Origin of the sequence: Bradyrhizobium sp. HKCCYLRH3059, assembly GCF_051168035.1 — a bacterium.
Taxonomy (GTDB): domain Bacteria; phylum Pseudomonadota; class Alphaproteobacteria; order Rhizobiales; family Xanthobacteraceae; genus Bradyrhizobium.
In genome coordinates, this window is sequence record NZ_JBNPUF010000002.1 from 95832 (window position 1) to 118407 (window position 22576).

At 64.7% G+C, this 22576-nt stretch carries 21 protein-coding genes; 12 read left to right on the forward strand and 9 right to left on the reverse strand.

Going from position 1 to position 22576, the window contains the following annotated elements; genetic code table 11:
• Positions 1-108: 108 nt before the first annotated feature.
• Complete coding sequence (locus ACQR13_RS07395; RefSeq protein WP_315714511.1) at positions 109-417, forward strand: hypothetical protein; 309 nt, start codon at positions 109-111, stop codon at positions 415-417.
• A 153-nt stretch (positions 418-570) separates the two neighbouring features.
• A complete protein-coding gene (locus tag ACQR13_RS07400) occupies positions 571-1725 on the forward strand; it encodes a DUF2865 domain-containing protein (protein ID WP_434862711.1) in 1155 nt (384 codons plus the stop codon).
• 14 nt (positions 1726-1739) lie between these two features.
• Here ACQR13_RS07400 and ACQR13_RS07405 read toward each other — a convergent pair whose 3' ends face one another.
• From ACQR13_RS07405 to ACQR13_RS07415, 3 genes are read right to left on the reverse strand one after another with little or no spacing between them, the layout of a single operon-like run.
• Positions 1740-3128: a nitrilase-related carbon-nitrogen hydrolase gene (locus tag ACQR13_RS07405; RefSeq protein ID WP_316164584.1), complete on the reverse strand. Its 1389-nt coding sequence runs from the start codon at positions 3126-3128 to the stop codon at positions 1740-1742.
• 12 nt (positions 3129-3140) lie between these two features.
• The gene (locus ACQR13_RS07410; protein WP_315749679.1) at positions 3141-3494 is read right to left on the reverse strand and encodes a diacylglycerol kinase; all 354 of its coding nucleotides are present in this window, start codon (positions 3492-3494) and stop codon (positions 3141-3143) included.
• Positions 3494-4882 carry a class II 3-deoxy-7-phosphoheptulonate synthase gene (locus ACQR13_RS07415; RefSeq protein WP_315714515.1) on the reverse strand — a complete coding sequence of 463 codons (1389 nt, stop codon included), beginning with the start codon at positions 4880-4882 and terminating at the stop codon, positions 3494-3496. Before ACQR13_RS07415 ends, ACQR13_RS07410 begins: the two co-directional genes overlap by 1 nt.
• Before the next feature lie 174 nt (positions 4883-5056).
• Between ACQR13_RS07415 and ACQR13_RS07420 the strand changes: the two genes are divergently transcribed.
• The 3 genes from ACQR13_RS07420 to ACQR13_RS07430 all read left to right on the forward strand — a co-directional run bounded on the left by ACQR13_RS07420 (position 5057) and on the right by ACQR13_RS07430 (position 8789).
• Entirely contained in the window at positions 5057-5929 is an 873-nt protein-coding gene (locus ACQR13_RS07420) for an alpha/beta hydrolase family protein (RefSeq protein ID WP_315714516.1), read from the forward strand.
• A gap of 727 nt (positions 5930-6656) precedes the next feature.
• The gene (locus ACQR13_RS07425) at positions 6657-7709 is read left to right on the forward strand and encodes an alpha/beta fold hydrolase (protein WP_315714966.1); all 1053 of its coding nucleotides are present in this window, start codon (positions 6657-6659) and stop codon (positions 7707-7709) included.
• A gap of 102 nt (positions 7710-7811) precedes the next feature.
• Positions 7812-8789 (forward strand): sensor histidine kinase, encoded by a 978-nt coding sequence (locus ACQR13_RS07430; protein WP_315749676.1) that lies wholly within the window; start codon positions 7812-7814, stop codon positions 8787-8789.
• Positions 8790-8866: 77 nt separating this feature from the next.
• On the opposite strand, the gene ACQR13_RS07435 is transcribed toward ACQR13_RS07430, so the two are convergent.
• The 3 genes from ACQR13_RS07435 to ACQR13_RS07445 all read right to left on the reverse strand — a co-directional run bounded on the left by ACQR13_RS07435 (position 8867) and on the right by ACQR13_RS07445 (position 13975).
• A complete protein-coding gene (locus tag ACQR13_RS07435) occupies positions 8867-9370 on the reverse strand; it encodes a DUF4262 domain-containing protein (protein ID WP_315749674.1) in 504 nt (167 codons plus the stop codon).
• 152 nt (positions 9371-9522) lie between these two features.
• The gene (locus ACQR13_RS07440) at positions 9523-13014 is read right to left on the reverse strand and encodes an indolepyruvate ferredoxin oxidoreductase family protein (RefSeq protein WP_315749672.1); all 3492 of its coding nucleotides are present in this window, start codon (positions 13012-13014) and stop codon (positions 9523-9525) included.
• 316 nt (positions 13015-13330) lie between these two features.
• Complete coding sequence (locus tag ACQR13_RS07445; protein ID WP_315749670.1) at positions 13331-13975, reverse strand: trimeric intracellular cation channel family protein; 645 nt, start codon at positions 13973-13975, stop codon at positions 13331-13333.
• Positions 13976-14124: 149 nt separating this feature from the next.
• Here ACQR13_RS07445 and ACQR13_RS07450 point away from each other — a divergent pair, with 149 nt between their 5' ends.
• Both ACQR13_RS07450 and ACQR13_RS07455 read left to right on the forward strand, forming a co-directional pair.
• Positions 14125-14529, forward strand: coding sequence for a hypothetical protein (locus ACQR13_RS07450; RefSeq protein ID WP_315749668.1), 405 nt, complete (start codon positions 14125-14127; stop codon positions 14527-14529).
• A 171-nt stretch (positions 14530-14700) separates the two neighbouring features.
• Positions 14701-15018: a hypothetical protein gene (locus ACQR13_RS07455; protein WP_315749667.1), complete on the forward strand. Its 318-nt coding sequence runs from the start codon at positions 14701-14703 to the stop codon at positions 15016-15018.
• A gap of 102 nt (positions 15019-15120) precedes the next feature.
• Here ACQR13_RS07455 and ACQR13_RS07460 read toward each other — a convergent pair whose 3' ends face one another.
• Together ACQR13_RS07460 and ACQR13_RS07465 are read right to left on the reverse strand one after the other, a co-directional pair.
• On the reverse strand, positions 15121-15939 hold the full coding sequence (locus ACQR13_RS07460) for an isocitrate lyase/PEP mutase family protein (RefSeq protein WP_315749666.1): 819 nt from the start codon (positions 15937-15939) through the stop codon (positions 15121-15123).
• Positions 15940-15985: 46 nt separating this feature from the next.
• Positions 15986-16300 carry an NIPSNAP family protein gene (locus ACQR13_RS07465; protein WP_315749665.1) on the reverse strand — a complete coding sequence of 105 codons (315 nt, stop codon included), beginning with the start codon at positions 16298-16300 and terminating at the stop codon, positions 15986-15988.
• A gap of 75 nt (positions 16301-16375) precedes the next feature.
• Between ACQR13_RS07465 and ACQR13_RS07470 the strand changes: the two genes are divergently transcribed.
• The gene (locus tag ACQR13_RS07470; protein ID WP_315749664.1) at positions 16376-17074 is read left to right on the forward strand and encodes an ArsR/SmtB family transcription factor; all 699 of its coding nucleotides are present in this window, start codon (positions 16376-16378) and stop codon (positions 17072-17074) included.
• Between the two features lie 111 nt (positions 17075-17185).
• Complete coding sequence (locus ACQR13_RS07475) at positions 17186-18190, forward strand: alpha/beta fold hydrolase (protein ID WP_315749662.1); 1005 nt, start codon at positions 17186-17188, stop codon at positions 18188-18190.
• A gap of 98 nt (positions 18191-18288) precedes the next feature.
• Here ACQR13_RS07475 and ACQR13_RS07480 read toward each other — a convergent pair whose 3' ends face one another.
• Positions 18289-18636, reverse strand: coding sequence for a hypothetical protein (locus tag ACQR13_RS07480; protein WP_315749660.1), 348 nt, complete (start codon positions 18634-18636; stop codon positions 18289-18291).
• Between the two features lie 1573 nt (positions 18637-20209).
• Between ACQR13_RS07480 and ACQR13_RS07485 the strand changes: the two genes are divergently transcribed.
• The 3 genes from ACQR13_RS07485 (at position 20210) to ACQR13_RS07495 (ending at position 22559) form a co-directional block, all read left to right on the forward strand.
• Complete coding sequence (locus ACQR13_RS07485) at positions 20210-20908, forward strand: N-acetylmuramoyl-L-alanine amidase (protein WP_315749658.1); 699 nt, start codon at positions 20210-20212, stop codon at positions 20906-20908.
• Positions 20909-21463: 555 nt separating this feature from the next.
• Positions 21464-21817 (forward strand): hypothetical protein, encoded by a 354-nt coding sequence (locus ACQR13_RS07490; protein WP_315749656.1) that lies wholly within the window; start codon positions 21464-21466, stop codon positions 21815-21817.
• Between the two features lie 16 nt (positions 21818-21833).
• Entirely contained in the window at positions 21834-22559 is a 726-nt protein-coding gene (locus ACQR13_RS07495; RefSeq protein ID WP_315749654.1) for a hypothetical protein, read from the forward strand.
• Positions 22560-22576: the final 17 nt, after the last annotated feature.

Here is a 22576-nt window from a genome sequence, read left to right on the forward strand (position 1 = left end):
CAAAACGGCCGTTTTCACTGCCCAAATGCTCGCGCCCCGCCTCATGGTTAATCATTTTTAAGCTTTTGGGCCTAACCATGAGTTGTCTCCTACACCCACCGGTGCACCATGCGAATCTCCCCGGCGCTGCTCGCCTGCTGTGTTCTCCTCGCCGCCGCGACCACCGCCACGGCGGAGAGCCGCATCTTCATCATCGCCAACGAAGCCGACGGCTACGGCGTCGACCAGTGCCTCGCCAAGGGCGACCGATGCGGCGCCTCGGCCGCGCGGTCGTACTGCCAATCACGGGATTTTGCACAGGCCTCCTCCTATCGCCGCGTCGACCCCGATGAAATCACCGGATCGGTGCCGAAAGCCGGCGCAAACTGCGCCCGTGGCGGCTGCAGCGACTTCGTCGCGATCACCTGCCAGCGCTGAGACGGCCGGGAACGGCGGTTCCCGCCACCCCGGCGCCCTGGAAACGACGTGACGATGCCCGACAAAGCGGCTATGGGATGCCCGCCGCTGCCGCGATTTTTCCGAATTCTGTGCTAGTCCCGCGGCTGCACCCATGGACCGGAATACCGCATCTTGATCGCATCCCTGTCTCCGCGCCTGCTGGCCGTGTCTGCGCTGCTCGGACTGACCCTGACCGGCTCGCACGCCCTGGCGCAATCCAGCTCCGATTCCTATGCGCAGATGCCGCCGGGCCCGCCCGGACCGCAGGCCGGCGTCAATCCGATCTGTCCGCGCCTGGAGGCGCAGCTCGCCTCGATCGATCGCGGTGGCGGCGATCCCGCGCGTGAGGACCAGATCCGGCGCTATCAGGATGCTGCCGCCAAGCAGCAAGGCGAGCTCGACCGCGTCAGCATGCAGGCCAAGCGCATGGGCTGCGACAGCCCGGGCTTCTTCTCGATCTTCAACGGCCGCTCGGCCGAATGCGCCCCGGTGAACAACCAGATCCAGCAGATGCGGTCCAACCTGGACCAGATCATGAGCAGCCTGGAGCGGCTCCGTGGCGGCGGGTTCGGCGGCGAGCGCGACAACCAGCGCCGCTCGGTGCTGGCAGCCCTCGGCCAGAACAATTGCGGCCCGCAATATCAGCAGTACGCTAACGCCAATCGCGGCGGCGGCGGCAACTTCCTGACCAGCCTGTTCGGCGGCGGTGCCGACAGCAATCCCGCCGCATCGCTGCCGCCGCCGAGCGCCGAGCTCGCGGCGCCGCAGGGCACCTACCGGACCGTGTGCGTGCGTAGCTGCGACGGCGCCTATTTCCCGATCTCGTTTGCCACCGTTCCCGGCCGCTTCGCCGACGACGAGCGCGCCTGCAAGGCGCAATGCCCCGCCGCCGACGCGACGCTGTTCACCTATCGCAATCCCGGCGAGGACATGAACCAGGCGGTCTCGGTCAACGGCCAGCCCTACACCGCGCTGCCGAACGCCTTCAAGTATCGCACCGAGTTCAACCCGAGCTGTTCCTGCAAGGCGCCCGGCCAGACCTGGGCCGACGCGCTGAAATCGATCGACGACCGGGCCACAGCCGCCGAGCAGGGCGACATCATCGTTACCGAGGAGAGCGCCAAGCGGATGCAGCAGCGCCAGACCGGCAAGCCGCCGGCGAACGCCGCCCGCAAAGGCGCCGCACCGGCCGATGCGGCAGCGCCCGCGACCGCGGACGCCACGACGGGCGCCGGTGGCGACAAGCAGATCCGCACGGTCGGACCGACCTTCATTCCCGCGCGTTGAGCGAGATCGCCGGGTCATCCTTCGAACGCATCTGAGGACGCGCGGCCAGCGAGATCGGGCGACATGACTTCGACCGACGGCCCTAGCGCGTTCGCAGGCTTCCAACGATTGCGCAGCGCTGCGAGACGAACGATCTCGGCCGGGGACACGCCGTCGACGAGAGTGGCACCGCCAGTCGCGTCACCGATCTCGCAGCCATGCAGGTCCGACGTCTTGCGAGGCACGACCGCGAGCGCACCCGAGAGGCTCGCCAAGGCCAGCAGCAGCGAGCCGCGCACGCGCGCCAGGAGAGCGTGACGGGCGTCGCCCGCCAGCGGCCCGGGGAGAACCGTTTCGAAGCCTGCCACTGCCGGTGCGATCGGCAACGTCTCGGCGGTGACGCCGAACCGCGCCGCGACTGCAATAGCCGGCGATTCCTGCGGCATGTCCGGCCCGGACAGCACCACACCGCGCACCCTCGCAGCTCCGAGCGCATCGACGGCCATCGCCAATGACAGCGCGGATTCGATGCCTCCGGTCAGAGCCAGCACGATCCCGGTGAAGCCATGCTTCTCGACGTGGTCGCGCAGGCCGAGCACGCGGGCCGCGTAGTCCGCCTCGTCGCCCTCGCTCGGCGTGGTGACCGGTCCCCGACACTGCCAGCCGTCGTCTCCCCTGCTCCATGCCAAGGTCGTGACCTCAGCGGCGAAGCCCGGAAGCTGCGCGGCCACCGAGAGATCGGCGTTCAGCGCGAACGATGCGCCGTCGAACACCTTGCCGTCCTGACCGCCGACCTGGTTGAGCCAGACGAGCGGCAGATCGCTTTCGGTGACGCGCGCCACGGCGGCCGACAGGCGCCGGTCGCCGCCGCTGCGCAGGTAGCATGAGCGGCTCGGCACGACGATGAGTTCGGCCCCGGTTTCCGCCAGCGTCTCGATGACGTTTTCGTCGTTCGAGGATTCTTCGGGCGAGATGTCTTCGCCGATCGCGACGCCGATGCGGACGCCCCGTACGCTGAGCGGGCCGGCCGCCGGGCCGCACATGAACACGCGCTTCTGATCACCATCGGCCAGGTTGGCCTTGAAGCGCGTCGCGGCGATGCGGCCGGTGTCGAGCAGCACGCAGGCATTGTAGAGCTTGCCGTCGTCGATCCAGGGCGTGCCGATCAGCACCGCCGGCCCGCCATCGGCGGTCTCGCGCGCGAGAGCCTCGATCGCGGCCCGGCACGCGGCCTGAAATGCCGGCTTCAGCACCAGGTCCTGGCATGGATGCCCCGCCAGGAACAGCTCCGGCAGCACCACGAGATCGGCGCCGTCGGCCGCCGCCCTCGCCCGCGCCTCGCGCGCCTTCGCGGCATTTCCCGCGATGTCGCCGACCGTCGGGTTGAGCTGGGCCAGCGTGATCCTGAAGATGTCGGCGGCCATCGCTCAACTCATTCAAAGCAGCCCGAGCCGCTCGGCGATCGCGAACAGCCAGAAGCAGCCCGACATCAGCAGCGCGACGCCGACGGCAGCCGAGCCGAGATCCTTGACCCGGCCGATCTGCAGATCGTGCTCGGTGGTGAGGCGGTCGGCGAGCTTCTCGATCGCGGTGTTGAGCAGCTCGACGACCAGCACCAGCACCACCGCGCAGACCAGCTCGACGCTGCGCATCGGCGTCGCGCCGACGACATAGGCCAGCGGCAGCGCCAGCAGGAACGCGACCACCTCCTCGCGCACCGCCTGCTCGGAGCGGAGCGCGAAGGCCAGGCCGTTGCGCGAGTTGACCGTCGCGCGCCACAAACGCAGCATCAGAAGCCCGCGACGGCCGGCATCGGTGCGGTCTTGCCGCCGCGCTGCTGCTTCAGCAGCTCGGCGATCAGGAACGCCATGTCGATCGACTGCTCGGCGTTCAGCCGGGGATCGCACACCGTGTGATAGCGGTCGTTGAGATCCTCGTCGGTGATCGCGCGCGCGCCGCCGATGCATTCGGTGACGTCCTTGCCGGTCATCTCGAGATGGATGCCGCCGGCATGGGTGCCCTCCGCGGCATGCACCGCGAAGAACGCCCGCACCTCGGATACGATGCGATCGAACGGCCGTGTCTTGTAGCCCGAGGTCGAGGTGATGGTGTTGCCGTGCATCGGATCGCACGACCACACCACCTTGCGCCCTTCCCGCTGCACCGCGCGGATCAGTCCCGGCAGATGATCGCCGACCTTGTCGGCGCCGAAGCGGTTGATCAGGGTCAGCCGGCCCGGCTCGTTGTCGGGATTGAGGATGTCGATCAGCTTCAGCAGCTCGTCCGGCTTCAGCGACGGGCCGCATTTCAGGCCGATCGGGTTCTTGATGCCGCGGAAATATTCGACATGGCCGTGGTCGAGCTGGCGGGTGCGGTCGCCGATCCAGATGAAATGGCCCGAGGTCGCGTACCAGTCGCCGGTGGTGGAATCGACCCGGGTGAAGGCCTGCTCATAGCCGAGCAGCAGCGCCTCGTGGCTGGTGTAGAAGTCGGTGGCGCGCAGCTCCGGATGGCTCTCGAGGTCGAGGCCGCAGGCGCGCATGAAGTTGAGCGCGTCCGAGATGCGGTCGGCCAGCTCCTTGTAGCGCCGCGACTGCGGGGAATCCTTGACGAAGCCGAGCATCCACTGATGCACGCTGCCGAGATTGGCGAAGCCGCCGGTGGCGAACGCGCGCAGCAGGTTCAAGGTCGCCGCCGACTGCCGGTAGGCGTCGAGCTGGCGCTGCGGATTGGGGATGCGCGCCTCGGGCGTGAAGGCGGTGTCGTTGACGATGTCGCCGCGATAGCTCGGCAGCTCGACGCCATTGATCTTCTCCGTCGGCGACGAGCGTGGCTTGGCGAACTGGCCGGCGATGCGGCCGACCTTCACCACCGGCACCGCGCCGGCATAGGTCATGACCACGGCCATCTGCAGCAGCACGCGGAAGAAGTCGCGGATGTTGTTGGCGCCGTGCTCGGCGAAGCTCTCGGCGCAGTCGCCGCCCTGCAACAGGAATGCCTCGCCCGCCGCCACCCGCGCCAGCGCCTTCTTCAGGTTGCGCGCCTCGCCGGCGAACACCAGCGGCGGGAAGGTCGCAAGCTGCGCCTCGACCTCGGCGAGCGCCTTCTGGTCGGGATAGTCAGGCACCTGCTGCACCGGCTTGGACCGCCAGCTCTCCGGGCTCCAGCGCTCGGTCATGGCTCTCTACTCCCTCTCGGCAACTGCACGCCAAATTCCCCGCGCGGCGGCGCGCGCCTTATACACAGCCTGCTCCCGTGCCGCCACTTGGAATTTAGGGCGCGGACACAAGGGCTTGCACCGCCACCCGAATTTGACTTTGCTGCGGAAGGGCAAGTGATGGGAGGACGAGGCGTGGCTGAGACGGGATCCGACGGCGTTTCGAGCGAGGATCTGACCCTTCCGGCCGTCGATGGCTTTGCGCTCGCGGGCACCCTGTTCATGCCGCGCGGCACGCCGGCGCATGCCGTGCTGATCAATTCCGGGGCGGCGATCCCGCGCCGGATCTATCGCGGCTTCGCTGCTCATCTTGCCCAGCAGGGTTGCGCGGTTCTGACCTACGACTATCGCGGGATCGGCGGCAGCCGTCCCCGCTCCCTGAAGGGCTTTGCGGCCTCGATGACCGACTGGGCCGCACTCGACATCACCGGCGCGGTCGGTTGGATGCGTGCGCGCTACGGTGCGCTGCCGCTGCGCTATGTCGGCCACTCCTTCGGCGGCCAGACGCTCGGCCTGCTCGCCAACAACACCGAGGTGTCGCGCGCCCTCTTCATCGCCTCGCAGGCCGGCTATTGGAAGCTGATGGCCCCGGGCGAACGCTGGCGCGTGGCGACGATGCTCAACGGCGTTGGCGTCCCGCTGACTCATGCGCTGGGTTACACGCCGGGCTGGAGTGGCGTCGGCGAGGACCTGCCGAAGGGTGTCTTCCTGCAATGGGTGCGCTGGATCATGAGCCCGCGCTATCTGTTCGATGACGCATCGCTGCCGCTTGCCAACTACGCCAACTTCAAGAGTCCCGTCCGGGCGCTGTGCCTCGCCGACGATCCCTGGGCCACGCGGCCCGCGGTTGAGCTGCTGTGCGCTGGTTATACGGGCACGACGCCGGAGCTGCTCGACATCGCGCCGCAGGACGTCGGGGCGTCCGCGATCGGCCATATGGGCTTCTTCCGCGCGGCGCATCGCGACACGCTGTGGCGCAGCGCGACGGAGTGGCTGCTCGAAAGCTGACGCGATCGGTTCGTCATAGCCCATGAGCGAGCGCTCCCGCGGCAGATGCTGCCCGAGCTGTGCTGATGTCGTTCACCCTCATCAAGTCGGAGGGCGCAGGGAAGGCCAGGCGTCGGCTGACGCCTGCGGCCCGCCTGCGAAAAAAATGCAGGCGGCAGGTACCACAGGTGCAGCCGAGAACGCCCGGCCTTCCCTGCGCGACGGTCTTAACGCTTATACGCAGTCTGCCTGGTGCGCCGGGCTTGTTGGCCACCATTCGCGACAATGCTTGCGCATTGCGCGGGACACCAGCATCGGGGTGTCAGCACGCTGCGACTTCACGTCCGCACCATGCCGTTCGTCGGCGCGTCCGAAGACACGCTGCGGCACAAGTGCGGCCATCGCTCCCCGCCTCGCGTGTCGTGACGATCGCGCGCAACGCCCCTCCGGCCGAGGCGGGATGCGCGCATCAAAGCACAATTTCTGAATTTCGTAAAGTAGATTCTGCCCGACGGGCCGTTTGCGCAAGGCACATCTGTGGGGAGTCCTGCCTCGATCCGCCGGGTGCAGAAGCCGGACCGATTGCGCTGGTCGAGCTCGGCCGGAACGCTCGGAGGTCGACCTACACCCCGACCATGCGCGCCAGGACGGCACAACGGAACGAACCGCGTGACCGGCCGTTGCCCCTGCGCTGCATCATTTCTCGGATCCTCCGGATGTCGTGCACGCCTTTCCATGAGGGCAGATGATGACCGCAGCCCGGACCACAGCGCGCGCGCTCGCGGCGTCGACGCCCAGCCGCCTGACCAACTCGACACCATCCCTCCAGCCGCTGGCGCATCGCAGCCGGTCGCTGGCGAAGACTCATCCATTTCTTCTGGCGGCAGCGGCGGCCACGACCGTTCTGGCCGTCACAGCACTGATCAATCGCCGCCTCGCCAAGTCTGCCGAGCGGGCCAATCCTCCCGCCGGCCAGTTCATGGACGTCGACGGCGTCCGGCTGCACTATGTCGAGCGCGGCACCGGCGTGCCGCTGGTGCTGCTGCACGGCAACGGCAGCATGATCCAGGACTTCGCCTCCAGCGGCCTGATCGATCTGGCGGCGCAGAACTACCGTGTCATTGCGTTCGACCGGCCGGGCTTCGGCCACAGCGACCGGCCGCGCAACGTCGTGTGGACGCCGACGGCGCAGGCCGGGCTAATCAAGAGCGCGCTCGATCGCCTGGGCGTCTCGGAGGCCTTCGTCCTGGGTCATTCCTGGGGCGCATCCGTCGCCGTCGCGCTCGCCCTCGAACATCCGACCATGGTCAAGGGCATGGTGCTCGCCTCCGGCTATTACTACCCGACCTTCCGGTCCGACGTGGTGGCCGGATCGGCTCCGGCCATTCCCTTGCTGGGCGATATCCTGCGCTACACCATCTCCCCTCTGATCAGCCGGATGATGTGGCCGCTGCTGATGGCCAAGCTGTTCGGCCCGCGATCGGTTCCGGCGAAGTTTGCCGGCTTCCCCAAGGAAATGGCGGTTCGCCCGTCGCAGATCCGCGCCTCCGCCGCGGAGGCCGCGCTGATGATTCCCGATGCTTTCCGCTTCAGGAGAGCGTACGGTGAGCTGAAGATGCCGGTCGTGATCGTTGCCGGTGATCAGGATCGCCTGATCGACATCGACGCGCAGTCCAGACGGCTTCATCACGACGTCAGCCAGAGCACCTTTCGCCGCGTGCGCGGCGCCGGCCACATGGTGCATCAGACGGCGACCGAGGCCGTCATGTCCTCGATCGACGAAGTCGCAGCGGCGGCGTAGTCGGAGGGCGAACATGGCTGCGGCTGCCGGATTGCGGGATCCGTAGCCTGCAGAGCGGCGAAGAAAGCGGGGATCGAACTCATGGCGGCCGAGGACGCGTGCATGCCGATCTGGCACGAAAAGCATCTGCGCGCTGCCACCAAAGCTGCCGGCGTGGCCCTGTGGTCGTGGAACGTCGACACCGACGCGATCACGATGGACGAGCGCGCCTATGAGCTGTGGGAGGTGCCCAAGACCAAGAGCAGGATCACGTTCGAGGTGCTCTCCCAGAACATTCACCCCGCCGATCTCGAACGGGTGAGATCGGCGTTTTCGGCGACACGGGCGATCGTCGGCGCTTATGAGATCGATTTTCGCATTCTCGCGGATGGCGAAATCCGCTGGATCTCCGCCCGCGGCCAAGGTGACGATGCCGACATCGCCGAGCGGCTGATGTTCGGCATCTTCCTCGACGTGACCCAGCGCAAGCAGGCCGAAGAAGCCAACGAGCTGCTGGCGGGCGAGATGAGCCATCGGGTCAAGAACCTGCTGACGATCGCCACCGCGCTGACGCAGATGACGTCGCGCACAGCGGCGACAAAGGAGGACATGGCCCACGAGCTCGCCAGCCGGTTGATCGCGCTGGGCCGTGCCCAGGATCTGATACGTCCGCGGCCGGGCGGGACGAACCAAGCAGCCCTGCTCGGCGATCTCGTCTCGGTGCTGCTTGCCCCCTATGACGAGAAAGGCGCCAGCGTCCGCATCCGTGTGTCGGTGCCCAAGATGAATGTCGGAGAACGCTCGAGCACGACATTGGCACTGGTCATCCACGAGCTCGCGACCAACTCGGCGAAATACGGCTCGCTGTCGGTTTCGAGCGGCACGCTGGACGTGTCGTGCAGCGCGCATGATGACGAAGTGGTGATCATGTGGACCGAGCGCGGCGGGCCGCCGAAGTCGGCCGACACCACCGAAGGCTTCGGCAGCAAACTGATCCATCGCAGCATGAACGCCCAGCTCGGCGGCACCATCGCCTTCGACTGGTCCGCCGAAGGCCTGGTCGTGACGCTGCGCATGAGCCGGGAGCGGATGGCGAATTGACACGGCGGAGGCGGAAGCTGGCACCGATCGCATGATGGTGGGCACGGCGATTGCGTGCCTTTACGATGGCCGCCGGACTAGCGTGCGCAGAGGCCGGACCAATTGCCTTCCGTGAGATCGGGCTGGGCTGCCCGGATGTCGACCGGCGCGTCCGACGACCATGGAAAGTGTCCGTCGCGATCGGGATAGACCAATTGCAGACATTCGAAACCGTTACCGCCGTAGAACCAGCGGCTCCAGCCGAGATGATTGCGATAGTGCTGTTGCGCGACGGGTAGCAACACGGCGGGGATGTTCTTGAACACATCGCCGGACTCACTGCCGATGGGGATACGCCGTCCCGCTTCGAGTTCATGATACAGATGCCAGAAGACATCCTGAGCGATTTGTCCCCGCAGCGAGAAGACAATCAACTCGGGATGGCCAAACTTCAACCAGAAGCCGGTTGTGTAGGCGAAGCCAGGCCCTTCAGCGTCGGCTCCGACACGAACCGCGAACCAGCCGTGCTCACGAATATTGGCGACGAACTTCCGCTCATGCTCGTCAAGCTTCTCCGGATCAGCATCGAGCGCAGTGTGCATCGGTTGTGCCTCTTACGTTCGTCCAGACGATTCCATCCTGCGAGCTGTCCGTGAGCGCCGGCATTGCGAGCGAAGCGAAGCAATCCAAGGCATCACGCGGACTCTGGATTGCTTCGTCGCTCCGCTCCTCGCAATGACGGAGAGGCCAAGCCTTACTCCGCCGCCATCTGCCTTGGCGCGGGCGGTGGATTGGCGAGGTCGGCGGCGAGCTGGGCGTAGCGCGCCTTGGCGTCCTGCACCGCCTTCTCCTTGACCGGGCCGTAGCCGCGGATCTTGTCCGGCAGCGACAGGAATTCGACGGCGATGTCGACGTTGGCAGGCGACAGCAGGTTCAGCACGGTGGCGACGTCTTTCTCATAGCCGGCGATCAGGTCGCGCTCCATCTTGCGTTCGGCCGCGTAGCCGAAGACGTCCAGTGGTGTGCCGCGCAGGCCCTTCAGTTTTGCCAGCAGGCGGAACATCTTCATCATGCCCGGCCCGAAGCTGCGCTTCTTCGGCCTCCCTTGCGGATCGAGGCCGGAATTGAGGATGGGCGGTGCGAGGTTGAAGCTGATCTTGTAGTCGCCCTCGAACGCGTCATGGAGCTGCTTCTCGAAGCTGCCGTCGGAGAACAACCGCGCCACCTCGTACTCATCCTTGTAGGCGAGCAGCTTGGCATAGTTGATCGCCACTGCGCGCGGCAGCGCCTCGCCGTAGCCGCCCTTGTCGGCGGCTTCGCGCACCTGATCGACCAGCTTGCGGTAGCGCTTGGCGAGCCGCGCATTCTGATAGCCGGTAAGGTACGCCATGCGGTGGGCGATGATCTCGTCGAGCGTCATCGCCTCAAGCGATTTCGGCGGCACCGCCTCGTCCTTGCCGGTCATCATGTCGGCGAGCCGCTCCGGGTTGACCACCGCGAGGCGGCCGAGCCGGAACGCCTCGGTGTTCATCTTGACCGCGACGCCGTTGATCGCGATCGCCTTCTCGATCGCCTCGGCCGACAGCGGCAGCAGGCCCTTCTGGTAGGCGTAGCCCATCATCATCATGTTGGTGGCGATGCTGTCGCCAAGCAGCGCCTCGGCCGGCTTGGTGAAATCGAGGAAGGTCGAGTCCTTGTGCAGCGCCGTTTCCAGCAGGCTCGTCACCTTGCGGTTCTGGAAATTGAAGTCGCGGTTGAGCACGAAATCGGCGGTCGGAATCAGATGGCTGTTGATGACGCCATGGGTGCGCTCGGCATCGCACAGCGTGATCGTCTCCTTGGCACCCGCCACCACCTCGTCGGCGGCGATGACGAGGTCGGCGGTCCCCGTGACGATGCGCGAGCAGGTCACGTCAGCCGTATTCTCGGAGAGGCGCACATGGCTGAGCACCGCGCCGCCTTTCTGCGCGAGGCCCGACATGTCGAGGATCATCGAGGCCTTGCCCTCGATGTGCGCGGCCATGCCGAGCAGCGCGCCGATCGTCAGCACGCCGGTGCCGCCGACGCCGCCGACGGCGACGTTGTAGGGCCGCTCCAGTGACGGCTTGGTCAGCGGTTCCGGCATCTCGCCGATGTCGCCGAGCTCAGCTGGCGCGCGGCTGCGCGGCTTGCCGCCATCGATGGTGACGAAGGACGGGCAGAAGCCCTTCACGCAGGAATAGTCCTTGTTGCAGGACGACTGGTTGATGACGCGCTTGCGGCCGAGCTCGGTCTCCAGCGGCTCGACCGAGATGCAGTTCGACTGCACCGAGCAGTCACCGCAGCCTTCGCAGACGGCCGGATTGATGAAGACGCGGCGCTGTGGATCCTCCATCGTGCCGCGCTTGCGGCGGCGGCGCTTCTCGGCGGCGCAGGTCTGCACGAACACGATGGCCGAGGCGCCCTTGGTCTCGCGCAGCGTCTTCATGACGTTTTCGAGCTCGTCGCGGTGCGCGAGCTTGACGCCGGGCGCGATCGTTTCGGCCGGATAGGCGTCTGGATTCTCCGAGACCAGGTAGATCTCGCGGATGCCCTCGGCATGGAGCTGGAAGGTGATCTGCTGCGGCGACAAATCGCCGTCATGGCGCTGGCCGCCGGTCATCGCGACCGCGTCGTTGTAGAGGATCTTGTAGGTGATGTTGGCCTTGGAGGCGATCGACTGGCGGATCGCGAGGCTGCCGGAATGGAAATAGGTGCCGTCGCCGAGATTGGCGAAGATGTGCTTCTCGTCGGTGAACGGCGCGATGCCGACCCACGGCACGCCCTCGCCGCCCATATGGGTGAAGGTCTCGGTGTTGCGGTTCATCCACAACGACATGAAGTGGCAGCCGATGCCGGCCAGTGCGCGGCTGCCCTCGGGCACCTTGGTCGAGGTGTTGTGCGGGCAGCCCGAGCAGAAATACGGCGTGCGCGCCACCGGCGAGACCAGTTGCATCTGCGAGGCGTCGCGGCCGTTGAACCAGTCGGCCTTGGCGCGCAGCATCGCCTTGATCTCGGGGTTGAGGTCGAGGCGGAGAAGACGCTCGGTGAGCGATGTCGCGAGCGAGGCGACGGAGAGCTCGGTGGCAAACGGCAGGAAGCGCTTGTCGTGGTCGTCCATCTTGCCGACGATGCGCGGGCGGACGTCGTCGCGCCAGTTGAACAGCTCCTGCTTGACCTGGTTCTCGACGATCTCGCGACGCTCCTCGATGATGAAGATCTCCTCGAGGCCGACCGCGAACTGCCGCACGCCTTCCGGTTCCAGTGGCCAGGGCATGCCGATCTTGTAGAGGCGAAGCCCGATCCTGGCGGCGACCTCCTCGGTGATCCCGAGTTCGCGTAGCGCCTGGCGGATGTCCTCATAGCTCTTGCCCGACGCCATGATGCCGTAGCGGGCGTTCGGTGAGTCCATCGTGATGCGGTTGACCTTGTTGGCGCGGGCAAAGGCGATCGCGGCAAAGCCCTTGTAGTCCTGCAGCCGCCGGTCCTGCTCGAAGCGGTCATCCGGCCAGCGCAGATTGAGGCCGCCCGGCGGCATCTCGAAATCGGCGGGGATGACGAACGGCGTCATCTCGTCGTTGAGGTTGATCTCGGCGGTCGTCTCCACCGTCTCGGTGATCACCTTCATTCCGACCCAGCAGCCGGAATAGCGCGACATCGCGATGCCGAGCAGGCCCATCTCGATCATCTCGTGGATCGAGGACGGATAGAGATAGGGCATCAGCGCCGAGATGAAGGCATGGTCGGACTGATGCGGCACGGTCGAGGATTTGGCGCCGTGGTCGTCGCCGGCGAGACAGAGCACGCCGCCGTTCTTGGCGGAGCCGGCCGCATTGCCGTGGCGAAACACGTCGCCGCAGCGGTCGACGCCGGGGCCCTTGCCGTACCAGATGCCGACGACGCCGTCATACCTGCCGCCGGGCGACAGTGCGAGTTGCTGCGAGCCCCAGATCGCGGTCGCTGCGAGGTCCTCGTTCACGCCGGGCTGGAACTTGATGTTGTACTGCTCGAGATGCTTGCGGGCGGAGAACAGCTGCTGGTCGTAGCCGCCGAGCGGCGAGCCGCGATAGCCGGAAATGAAGCCGGCGGTATTCAGCCCGGCGGCGCGGTCGCGCCGGATCTGGGCCATCGGCAGCCGCACCAGCGCCTGGATGCCGGTCAGGAAGATATGGCCGGAGCTTGCGGTGTATTTCTGGTCGAGATTGATCTCGCTCTCGTTGAGTCCCATTCCGCCCTCTTGCCGTGCTTTACCGGGGGGCGCGACTGCCGCCGGCCGGCGGAAGCGCGCGTTCTGCCAATCATTTATGTCTGCTTTTGAAGAATGCGCATCACAAATCTCGTGTGCGCAGGGCAGCCAGCCGAAATCGCAATTTCGTGGCGGGAGCCGGCTGCGGCTTTTGCGGTTTGTGTCGAAAACGGCCACTGCCGCGAAATGGGATGATGCGCACCATGGCTTTGGCGGCTCGGCGGATGGTGACTGAACCGTTGTGGCCGGCGCGATTCCGGCCCGAACGAATTGTGCGATGCGATAAGATCGCCTTCGTTCAGCCCCGATCGTCGCCCGCAAATACGAAGCGCGGCATGTTCCATTTGTAGCGGATCGCGAGCAGCCGGAACGACAGTCCGAGCGCGAAGGTCAGCGCCGTCCACCATCCGCTGGCGATGCCGAGCGACAAGCCGGTCGCATAGACCAGGCCCGTGACGAGGGACACGCTGGCGTAGAGCTCGGCGCGAAACAGCAATGGCACGTCATTGCACAGGATGTCGCGCAGCACGCCGCCGGCGCAGCCCGTGATCATCCCGGCGACGATGACGATGCCGATCGGCACGTTCATCTGCCAGGCGATGTCGCAGCCCGTCATCGTGAACACGACGAGGCCGACCGCATCGAGAACGAGGAACGCCATGGTCAGCCTGTGAACCAGGCGCGCCATGGCGATCGTCACGAACGGCGCCAGCACGGTCAGCAGCAGCAAGGACGGCTGCTCGACCCAGGCAAGCGGATAGTGGCCGAGCAGCACGTCGCGCAAGGTGCCGCCGCCGAGCGCGGTGATCGCCCCCAACAAGCAGACGCCCATCCAGTCCATGCTGCGGCGTCCCGCCGCCAGCGCGGCCGTCATCGCCTGCGCCGCCAGCGCCACCCAGGTCAACAGATGCAACACGCTGTCACCGGGCGGCAGGTTCCACATCGAAGGCTCCAACAAAAGGACGGAGAATCGCAGTGCACGCGAGGCACCTTAGCGCGCGGTGCAACGGATCGACTGGGGATTTCGTAAGGTTTCGCGGAACAGAGCCGGGGCCCGACTGGTTGTCGGGTGACAATCGCAAGGAGGACATCATGGCCAACGAACGGCTCCCGAACGAACGCTATCCCGACGGCATGAACCGGCCGGACATGACGACGCGGCCCGGCATGCCCGGTGCCGACATGACCGGCGCCGACTACGAGCGCGCGGCGCGGACGGACAGCCAGCTGCAGCCCGATCCCGAGTTGAGGGAAGGCTCCGCCTCGACCGGCCGGATCGCAGCGTACGCCCTGGGCATCGCGATCCTGCTCGGCGCCGTGTTCTACGGGCTGAACAACATGTCGATGCGCAACGATCAGGCGAGCACCACGCCGGCCGCGCAATCCGCCTCGACCACCAAAGATAACACCTCGCCCGGCGTGACGACCGGCGCCGCGGGAGATCGCACCACACCGCCGCCGGCGGCCCCGAGCGACAAGCCCAACGCCGTCAAATAATCTCGCGGACGGCAATCAGCGGTCCCACTCCTGGGCGGCGGGTGAGCAATCGCCCGCCGCCGTTTTTTGGCGAGTCCTCCAACAAATTACGCGACGCGTGCGAGGGCCGCCATGGAACCATAGCAGCGCGAACCGGTTGGCTCATTGACACTCTCACCCAGGAGATACGTAATGAAAGCTCTCTCCATAGCTATCGCAGCCGCGGCAAGCACGCTGGCCGTGACTGCCGCTTCGGCGGCACCGATCTCTCCCGTAGCCTCGGCGGTCCCGCAACGAGACATCCAGAACGTCCGGATGGTCTGTAACGAGGAAGGCCGCTGTTGGCGCGAGCGCAGTGAACGCCGCGTCATCATTCAAGGCGAAGATCGCGATTCCTACGCGTACGCTCCGCGTGAGCGCTACATCGAACGGCGCGGCTACGAAGACCGCGGCGGCATCGGCTTCCGCGCCCCGGGCGTCAGCGTCGGCATCGGAACGGATCGCTACTAAGCGATTTCAGCAAATCAGACTGAAAAGCCGCGGCAGAGTCCGCGGCTTTTCTACAGGCGGATGAGATCAGAATCTGCGGGAGGACGGGCGCGCAGCCTGATCTCAACCGAAGAGCTTGTTCAGCTCGCCCCCGGGATAGCCATTGGCCAGTTCGGTGAAGGTGCCCTGCTCGGCCATCTCCTTGGCCGCCCGGACGAAGCCGGCCCAGGCCACCCGCGCCAGCGAACCGCCGACGCTGATGCGGCGCACGCCGAGCTCGGCGGCCTGGCTCAATGACAGACCCGACGCGCCGATCAGCAGGTTCACAGGCTTGGGCGCCACCGCTTTGACGACAGCCGTGATCTCCTCGACCGTCTTGATCCCCGGAGCGTACAGACAATCCGCGCCGGCCTCGGCATAGGCCGCGAGGCGGTCGGTCACGAGCTTGAGGTCGGGCTTGCCCCAGAGAAACGCCTCGCAGCGGCCGGTCAGCAGCACGTCCCCACCGCTTGCATCGATCGCCTGACGTGCGGCGCGGATGCGCGTAACCGCCAGTTCGCGCGCGTAGAGCGGATCATCCTTGTCACCCGTGGAGTCCTCGATCGACAGACCGGCGACGCCGGTGGCGACCGCGCGCGTGACGTTGGCGGCCACGCCCTCGGGGGCATCGGCGAAGCCGCCCTCGAAATCGGCGTTGACGGGAATGTCGACCGCCGCGGACAGCGCCGCCAGATGCGCGAGCATCTCGTCGAGCGTCGTGCCGGTGTCGGCCTTGCCGATCGACCACGCGAAGCCGGCGCTGGTCGAGGCGACCGCGTTGAAGCCGAGATGTTGCAGCATTTTGGCCGTGCCGGCATCGAACGGGTTCGGCAGCACGAAGCAGCCGGCCTCGTGCAGCTTGCGAAAGGCCGCACGCTTGTCCGCCGTGTTGATCAACGTCATGTCATCCTCCCATGCATCCTCGCGTTGCGGCAGCATAGAGCCGCGATCATTGCGCCGCCACGACGTTGCGCAAGAATGTTCGCTCTTCGCCCAGAATGAGCTTGTGCTCCTCGGCCAGCGCAAAGTTCGCCCGGCCCTCGGCATCGCCGCGCAAGGCTGTACGATAGCGCTCGTAAGCTGCGAGACTGTCGAATGAAATCAGGCCGTAGGCGATGTCGTTGGTGCCTTCATGAGGCATGAAATAGCCGATCAGGTCGCCGCCGCAACGGGGGATGATCGACAGCCAGCGCCTGGCATAGGCCTCGAACACGTCGCGCTTGAACGGATCGATGCGATAGCGGATGAAGACGGTGATGGTCATGACAACCTCCGGTGAGTTCTGTATCGTCGACACTATCCGCTTGCCGGGCGAGAATGCTTCGGCTAGCATCGAAGTATGAAATCAGGTCCGGACATTGCGATGGTGGCGGCGCTGGTCGGCGATCCCGCCCGCGCCAACATGCTGACTGCGCTGCTCTCGGGCCGTGCGCTGACCGCGACCGAGCTCGCCCAGGAAGCGGGCGTGACGCCGCAGACGGCGAGCTCGCATCTTGCCAAGCTCGAAGGCGGCGGCCTGGTCGAGCCGGAGAAGCAGGGCCGCCACCGCTACTACCGGCTCGCCGATCCCGATGTCGCCGACGTGCTGGAGAAGCTCGCCGGCCTTGCCGCGCGCGCCGGCCACATGCGGGTGCGCACCGGGCCGAAGGAGCCGGAGCTGCGGCGAGCACGCATCTGCTACGACCATCTCGCCGGCGATCTCGGCGTGCAGATGCTCGACAGCATGACGAGGCAGAAGCTGGTCCGCCGGCGCAAGCAGGAGATCGTGCTGACCGAGGACGGCAAACATTTCCTGTCGCAGCATTTGCGGATCTCGCCGGAAATGCTGGCGCATCCGCGCCGGCCCGTGTGCAAGGCCTGCCTCGACTGGAGCGCGCGGCGGCATCATCTCGCCGGCACGCTCGGCGCAGCGTTGATGAAGCGCTTCACCGAGCTGAAATGGGCGGCGCGCGATGCCACCCCAGGCAGTCGCGTGGTCAATTTCAGCCGCGCCGGCGAAAAGCATTTCGCGGCGCTGTTCGGTCCGGCCGAAGACTGACGATCACGCGCTCTTTATCGCAGCGCGGCCCTCGTGCCTTGCGGCCAAGGCGAACGCGGGGCACGGCGTGACGGTTGACGACCATCTCGTCACGTCCGTCGTGGAGTGTTCATGTCGCGTTTCGCTGTCGCCTTCTGTGCCGCCCTGCTCGCCCTCGCCCCGACTGTCGCCCCGGCGGCGGAGGCACCGCGCGAGCCCTATGGCATCAATCTCGAAGGTTTCCCCTATCCGTATCCGGTCAGCCTGCTGCCCCTGGTCAATGACGGCGAGCAGCTGCGCATGGCCTATATGGATGTGGCGCCGGCGCAGCCGAACGGCCGCGTTGCCCTGCTGCTGCACGGCCGCAACTTCCCCTCGAGCTATTGGGCGCCCGTGATCAAGACACTGACCGACGCCGGCTTCCGCGTCGTGGTGCCCGACCAGGTCGGCTTCGGCAAATCATCCAAGCCTGCAGGCGAGCTGCATTTCGACACGCTGGCGCGCAACACCATGACGCTGCTCGATCACCTCGGCATCGCCAAGGCGGATATCGTCGCGCATTCGATGGGCGGCATGCTGGCCGTGCGCATCGCCCGCGCCTATCCCGACCGCGTCGCGCATCTCGTGCTGACCGCGCCGATCGGGCTCGAGGACTATCGCGTCTACGTGCCGCCGATCCCGTCGGAAAAGATCATCGAGAGTGAGGACCGGCTGACGGCGGACGGCTATCGCAAGCAGTTGGAGACCAACTACGCGCTGAAGCTGCCGCCGGAGCAGGTCACGCCGTTCATCGATGCACGCTTCAACCTGAAGCAAAGCGCCGACTATTCGCGCTGGCTGAAGAGCTTCGTCAGCTCCTATCAGATGATCTACCGCGAGCCGGTGGTGCACGAGATCCCGCTGCTGACGCAGCCGACGCTGTTCATCATGGGCGCGGACGATCACAACGCGCCGGGACGGCCCAACGCGCCCGAGGCCTTGAAAGCGAAGATGGGACAGAACGCCGAGCTGGCAAAGGGCCTGGCCAGCCGGATGGGCGATGCGCGCGCCGAGGTGGTCGCCAATGCCGGCCACCTCGTCTTCCTCGATGCGCCGCAGACGTACGACCGGCTGCTGCTGGACTTCCTCGGCAGGTGAAAGCAAACAATGAGCGACAGGGATCGCGCCACGCCGACCCCTGCCGTGTTGCGGTCACACGCCAGAAACTGCGCTTTCTCGCAATGCGGCTGCGCCGATCACCAATGGTGGCGGCGATGCCAATGGCGGTGCCAGTGCCGATGATGGTGGCGCCAGCCCCAATGACGGCGCCGCCAACCCCAATGCCGCCGGCGCCAGCCCCAATGGTGGCCATGACCATGGTGTCCGTGATGCCCCCAGCGAACCTGCTCCGGCGCGAGTCGGTCGGCCTCATCCTGCGAACCGACCGCGGGCTCGACGTGCTGATCCCTGGCTGAAGGCGCCGCCTCGTTCAGCGGGAATGGCGCGAGCGGCGCAGCGACCGCATCGGTGGTGCGGAGCACGGCGCCGGCCGCCGCCGCGCAGCCGAACCCCAATGCAAGCTTGAGGAAGTTCCGTCGTTCCATCGCACGCCTCCATGATGCACGAGCCAGGGCATGAAGGGAGTATTCGACCCATCACCTGAACGTGAGCTGAACTTAGTCGATCACAGCCAAATGGCGCGCACATGATACCATCGACACGTCGTCCCCGTGATCCGAAAGGGCTTCTTCCGGCGGCACCGAGCATGCGTCGACCGTCTGCGCCAGCACGACCTCGCGCGCATACGCGTCACACCCGGCCGATCGCGATTGAAGTCCGCGATCAGCCGCGACATCTCGCGCCGCCGATCGCGCGCTCCACCGCGGCGCCATCGTCGAGCGGCGCGGCTGACGGCGGTGCAGCGGCCGACGGGGTTGCAACGAGTGCGACGCTTGCGGCGACCATACACCCCAATGCCATAGCCACGTGCAGCAAGCCCCGACGTTCAATGTTGCCGACTACGATTCAGGACGACGCTTGTGAGTGAACGCTTGAATAGGCGGAGAACTACGCGTTCGGATGACCAGCACGTAACGATCGGACATGGCGCAGCAATAGTGATCCGGCCTCGGGAGACGCGTACGCGGTCCAGGTCGAGTATGGCTTGATCAGCCGCTGGCGAGCGGATTAGACTGAGCACCCGAATTGAAAAACGTTCAGAGCAAGCAGTGTTTTATCGTGCCATTACCTTGGTGTTGTTGAGCTCCCTAGCCTCAACCGTCGGCGCTCAGGCGCAGGGCGATCCAACACAGATTTTCAACGGCGTGTGGGTGGCAGTTAACCCGCCGGGACCGCACGTCGTGTTTAATACGATCAGCCTGGGTCAAAGAGAGGCTAGTTTGCCGATACTAGGCCAAGCCACGATAGGTCCATCCAATGGAGAAGACGGATCAAATTTCCGAATCTCGGGCCCAGGGTTCACCTGCTTCTACCTAATACTCACCACCAACCAGCGGACAAGAATGGTCTGGGAGCTGAAGAGCGGTGGGGACGTCTGTTTCAAGTCAGCTGCTTTCGAGCAAGCCGATAGCCCGGTACCGGTACCGGTACCAGTACCAGTACCGGCACCGACACCGTTACCGCCACCTCCACCGCCTCGCCCCCCCGTCTCTCCGAGCTTCTCCTGCTCCGCGCGCTTGAATGAGGCGGAACGAACTGTCTGTTCAGACAGCGGCCTAGCTCAGCTCGATCAAAATCTTGACGCTTTGTATACATCGGCTCAGGCTTACGCTCGCAGCAACGGTGACGCGGCCAGCTCTTCACGACTGGCTGCAACCGAGAAGAGTTGGTTGTCCAACGATCGAAATGCCTGTGCTACGAATATAACTTGCTTGGCGAGCGCCTATTCGAGGCGGATTTCCCAGTTGAAAGCCTGCTTATCTCGGCTTCGCAGTGGTGACGGCTGCTAACAGTTCCCTCGAACAACCGTATGATTGATCGGATCGGTCTCCATCGGCAAGTGCATTAGAAGCGGTGCTTTGGACCGGGGCCTCCATGCGAGCATTATCTTGCCTTCGAGCTGTCCTTCTCGCGAGCAGCCTTAGCAGTATCGCTCTGATACCGACCGCAGCATCACAGTCAGCGTCTGTGCCGCACTGCACATCGATCGCGAAGGTTATGCTGGACGTCGGCCACACGCCTGAGCAACCCGGAGCGACTAGCGCGCGCGGCGTGCCGGAGTTTGAGTTCAACCTCAACCTCGCTCGCAGGGTTTCATTGGAACTTGCAAGGTCGGGGTACCTTGTGAGCGTGCTGGTCGTACACGGCATAGGTCAAGAACAGCTACTCAACCGCGTCGCCCAGGCAAAACGCTATTCTCCAACTCTATTTATCTCCATTCATCACGATTCAGTTCAGCCGCTATTCATCCATGAATGGAGCTTCGCCGGACGAGCAAACCATTACAGCGACGAATTTTCCGGCTTTTCGATCTTCCTGTCTGAGCTCACTCCCAAGTTTGCCGAAAGCTTAGCGGCTGCCCAGATTTTGGCAGATGAACTGATCAGGCAAGGACTGCGGCCTTCGTTGCACCATGCGATGAAGATTCCCGGTGAAGGGCGAAAACTCATTGATCGGCAGCGCGGGATCTATCTGAATGATCGGTTAGCCGTGCTGAAGGAAGCTTTCTATCCGGCTCTGCTCCTTGAGGCGGGCGTGATCGTCAACCGAGCGGACGAAATCAATCTTCAAACGGAGACAATGCAGGCTCAAATAGCGCAAGCAATCACTCAAACCGTCAGCAGACGTTTTTGCGGGACCAATGGATCAAAAGCCCCGCCGGGACTGCTCGATGGACACGATTCAGAACGGAAGTAGCCCCAGTCGCTTAGGGCTCCACCCGCCGGTAATCGCCTGCCGCGGCTCTACAGGCCACGTCCGGCCCACCTGTACGGAACGAGAGATTTAGTCCTTCACCGGCAAAAGCATACCGGTAGGCACACCTAAAGCGCGGCCCGACTAGGCAAATATTCGCGCCGCCATCGGCACACCTCTCGACCGATCCGACTCCGTTGAAAACGGTTGCCGCCCCGGAAAACGAAATGTTCAAATCACCATTTGACAGAAAGCGAATATTGTCTCCGGATCCACTCTTGAGCCAGTTGCCGAGCAACCGACCATCGAGAAGGCCTTGAGTTTGCGCTTGGGCTTGAGGCAGGAAAAAGGCTGCGCAGAGGCCGGCCATCAGAAGCTTCGAACAGAAATCACTCTTCCATACCCTAACTATCAACATACTATCCCCCTCTGCCCTTCTTCCGTGCTCAGTCCGGGCCTCGTCAAAACACTGGAAATCCTAATGCAGTGGTTGTAGCCTTGGCAATGCCGCGCATACGGCTTTTTGACCTTAGTATATTAACCTGAAGGGGAAGCGCAATGCGCTGTTTTTTGATAGCTCTTGGGTACCTTCTTGTTTTTGCAACCGCTAACGCTCGGGCGGACGCGCTGGACATTTTCAACGGCGTTTGGGTTTCGGTTAATCCGCCCGGTCCGCACTTCATCTTCAACAAGGTGGGCCTCAACTCTCGTGAAGCCAGCCTTCCTGTCTTAGGACAGGCGGCCATCCGGGTGTCAAACGGCGAGAACGGGTCGAACTTCCTAGTCTCCGGCGAGGGCTTTTCGTGTCAATACTTCGTCGGCAAGATAAACAATAGCGAGATGACCTGGGAACTCAAAGGTGGCTCATCGGTGTGTTTCCCATCTGCGCATTTCAAGAAAGATCCTCCCTAGCGCGGAGCAGTGAGCGATGCGCGTTCCCGTCTTTCTCGTTGCCGGGGTGACGAGCGTATCATTGGCTTTCTCGACAAATGCGCTCGCCGACGATGCCTTACAAATGTTCGACGGCGTGTGGGTTTCGATCAGTCCGCCTGGACCGCACATCGTCTTCAACAAGATTGGTCAGACGCGCGAAGCTAGCTTACCCAATCTCGGTCAGGCCTCCATCACGAGCTCAAGGGGCGAGAGCGGATCGAACTATCAGATCGCTGGCGCTGGATTTACCTGTTACTACCTCATTCTTACTACGAATGCTCAAGCCAAGATGGTATGGGAGTTGAAGAGTGGCTCAAGCCCTTGCTTCGCAAATGCCGTCTTTGAAAGGGCCGACTCTGAAAATGAGAAGGCCAACTCGAGTGCCCGACCTGCAACGGCGATGGCACCCGCTGCTCTTCAGGCGCCCAACGCAGCTTTAGCACCCAGCCCTACGCAGCCGAACCCGCCCTCAGAAGGGGGCCGCAGGTGCGGCTACTACGCGATAGCATATTGTTCCGAAGATCTGAGTGTCGCCCGCGGAATCAGCGGTGCGCTTCAAGCACAACTCATCGACACAAATGCTCGTAATTACTATCCTAACTTCCGCGCCGGCTGGTACTGTGTCGGAGTCGGCCCGCTGAACAGGGACACAGCCCAGAGCGCCGCACAAGGATACAAGCAGCGCGGCTATCCAACAGCATACTTTAAGAATAGCTGCTGAAGCGCGCCTAACTTTGG